This window comes from Fusobacterium sp. (genome assembly GCF_032477075.1).
Lineage (GTDB): Bacteria > Fusobacteriota > Fusobacteriia > Fusobacteriales > Fusobacteriaceae > Fusobacterium_A.
The window spans coordinates 1-2,982 of record NZ_JAWDXO010000078.1 but is presented as its reverse complement, the minus strand read 5'-3'; the positions used below and the strand labels follow the sequence as shown (position 1 = coordinate 2,982).

Below are 2,982 nucleotides of genomic sequence, written 5' to 3'. Positions count from 1 at the left end.
CAAGGAGCCAAAACAGCTTCTTTACTTTTAGCAGATGCAGCATTCAGTGGTGGAATGTTTGTTCAAGGTTTTCCTGAATATGGACCTGAAAGAATGGGAGCTCCTATCACTGCCTACAATCGTATCTCTAAGAATAGAGTTACTGTTCACTCTAATATTTATGAACCTGATTTTGTTGTGGTGGTTGATGAAACTCTTATTGAAAGTGTAGATGTTACTAAAGGTCTTAAAGAGGATGGAGCTATTATTATCAATAGTTCTAAACCTGCTTCTGAATTTAAAGCTCTTTTAAAAGGATATAAAGGAAGAGTTTGTACTTGTGATGCAAGAACTATTTCTGAGGAAACTCTTGGTAAAAACTTCCCTAACACTCCTATGCTTGGAGCAGTAGTAAAAGTTAGTGGAGTAATGGAAGAAAAAGCTTTCCTTGAAGCAATGGAAAACTCTTTTGCGCATAAATTTGCAAGTAAACCAGAAGTACTAAAAGGAAATATGGCAGCATTAGTACGTTCTATGAATGAGGTGAAAGAATAATGAAAAATAAAGCTGGTGTACTAATTACTGAAGATATTAGCTGGAAAGATATAACTCCTGGTGGAGTAGTTTATGAGGCTGGAAGTGCTCAGCACTTTAGAACTGGAGATTGGAGATCTATGAAACCAGTACTTTTGAGAGATAAATGTATTGACTGTCTTTTATGTGTTCCTTGCTGCCCAGATTCAGCTATACCTGTAAAGGATGGAAAAAGATTAGAGTTTGATATGGATCATTGCAAAGGATGTGGAATCTGTGTAAAAGCATGTCCATTTAAAGCAATAGAATTGATAAAAGAGTAGTTCGGAGGTAGAATTAATGAGTATAAGAGAAAGAATGTCAGGAAATGAAGCTATTGCAATAGCAATGAGACAAATAAATCCAGATGTAGTACCTGCTTTTCCAATCACTCCATCGACAGAAATACCACAATATTTCTCTCAATATGTTGCTGATGGGTCAGTAGACAGTGAATTTATTCCAGTGGAATCAGAGCACAGCGCTATGTCAGCTGCAATGGGATCACAGGCAGCAGGAGCAAGAACTATGACAGCTACTTCTTCATGTGGACTTGCATTGATGTGGGAAATGCTTTATGTTGTATCTTCTGCAAGACTTCCTGTAACTTTAGCATGTGTCAACAGAGCTCTTACTGGACCTATTAATATCAATGCAGATCATAGTGATTCTATGGGCGCAAGAGATACTGGCTGGATTCAGTTATACAGTGAAACAAATCAGGAAGCTTATGACAATATGCTTCAAGCTAACAGAATAGGAGAACATCCAGATGTTCAGCTTCCTGTAATGGTATGTCAAGATGGATTCATAACAAGTCATGCTGTTGAAAATATAGAATTATTAGAAGATGATAAAGCTAAAGCTTTTGTTGGAGAATATAAACCAGAAGATTATCTTTTAAATGCTAAAAGACCTACAGCAGTAGGACCTTATGATATAGTTTCTTACTATATGGAACATAAAGTAAATCAAGCTCATGCTATGATGAATGCCAAGAAGGTTATTCTTGAAGTAGCAGCAGAATATGAAAAACTTACAGGTAGAAAATATGGTTTATTTGAAGAATATAAACTGGATGATGCTGAAGTTGCAATAGTAGTTATCAACTCAACTGCTGGAACAGCTAAAGCAGCAATAGATGAAATGAGAAAAGAAGGTAAAAAAGTAGGACTTTTAAAAATCAGAGTATTCAGACCATTTCCTATGAAAGAAATAGCACAGGCGCTGAAAAATATAAAAATGGTAGCAGTAATGGATAAATGTGAAGGATTCTCGGCAGCTGGAGGACCTGTATTTGCTGAGGTAAGATCTGCACTTTATGACTGCACTCCAAGACCAAAAATGATCAACTATGTATATGGACTTGGTGGAAGAGATATTACTGTTAATCATATAAAAGAGATCTTTAATACTCTGCTGGCTGAAAAAGATCAGGAAGTTAAAGACACATATAGACATTTTGGTGTAAGAGGGTAGGAGGAAAGGAATATGGCATATAATTTCAAAAAAGAAATGGAAAAACCTGAAAGACTTACTGGAGGACACAGAATGTGCGCAGGATGTGGAGCACCAGTAGCAGTAAGAGGAGTATTGAGAGCATTAAAAGAGGAAGATGAAGCTGTAATATGCAGTGCAACAAGCTGTCTTGAAGTATCAACTTTCCTATATCCATATACAGCATGGAAAGATTCATTCATTCACTCAGCATTTGAAAATGCAGCAGCAACAATAAGTGGAGCTCAAACTGCATATAAAGTACTGAAGAAAAAAGGAAAAATAGATGAATCATATAAATTCATAGCTTTTGGAGGAGATGGAGGAACTTATGATATAGGATTCCAATCACTATCAGGAGCAATGGAAAGAGGACATGACATGGTTTATGTATGCTATGACAATGAAGCATATATGAATACAGGTATTCAAAGATCATCAGCAACACCTATAGGAGCAGATACAACAACAACACCTGTAGGAAAAGAAAGTGCAGGAAAACCACAGGGAAGAAAAGATCTTACAGATGTAATATCAGCTCATAATGTGGCATATGTGGCGCAGACAACATTCTTAGGGAACTTCAAAGACCTTCATGAAAAAGCAGAAAAAGCAATCTATACAGAAGGAGCAGCATTCCTTAATATATTGGCACCATGCCCAAGAGGATGGAGATATGAGGGAGAAGATCTGATGGAAATGTGCAAACTGGCAGTAGAAACATGTTACTGGCCATTATTTGAAGTAATAGATGGAGAATGGAAATTAAGCTACAGACCAAAAGTAAAATTACCAGTAGAAGAATTTCTTAAAAAACAGGGAAGGTTCAAACATCTATTCAAACCAGAAAACAGACATATCATAGATAGAATACAAAAAGATGTAGATTTAAAATGGGAAAGACTTCTTAAAAGATGTGGAGAAGAAATTTAA

General features: G+C 36.2%; 4 protein-coding genes. All 4 read left to right on the top strand.

Annotated features, from left to right (window positions below):
• A partial coding sequence (locus E6771_RS15955) for a 2-oxoacid:acceptor oxidoreductase family protein (protein WP_316092347.1) occupies positions 1 to 534 on the top strand: 534 nt, incomplete at its 5' end.
• On the top strand, positions 534 to 836 hold the full coding sequence (locus E6771_RS15950) for a 4Fe-4S binding protein (RefSeq protein ID WP_316092346.1): 303 nt from the start codon (positions 534 to 536) through the stop codon (positions 834 to 836). The genes E6771_RS15955 and E6771_RS15950, both read left to right, overlap by 1 nt.
• A gap of 16 nt (positions 837 to 852) precedes the next feature.
• Positions 853 to 2,031 carry a pyruvate ferredoxin oxidoreductase gene (porA, locus tag E6771_RS15945; protein WP_316092345.1) on the top strand — a complete coding sequence of 393 codons (1,179 nt, stop codon included), beginning with the start codon at positions 853 to 855 and terminating at the stop codon, positions 2,029 to 2,031.
• A gap of 12 nt (positions 2,032 to 2,043) precedes the next feature.
• Positions 2,044 to 2,982, top strand: coding sequence for a thiamine pyrophosphate-dependent enzyme (locus E6771_RS15940; RefSeq protein WP_316092344.1), 939 nt, complete (start codon positions 2,044 to 2,046; stop codon positions 2,980 to 2,982).

What these genes read in the sequence shown, in the direction of transcription:
- E6771_RS15950 (WP_316092346.1), top strand. Translation starts at nt 534, where the DNA reads ATGAAAAATAAAGCTGGTGTACTAATTACTGAAGATATTAGCTGGAAA.
- porA (WP_316092345.1), top strand. Translation starts at nt 853, where the DNA reads ATGAGTATAAGAGAAAGAATGTCAGGAAATGAAGCTATTGCAATAGCA.
- E6771_RS15940 (WP_316092344.1), top strand. Translation starts at nt 2,044, where the DNA reads ATGGCATATAATTTCAAAAAAGAAATGGAAAAACCTGAAAGACTTACT.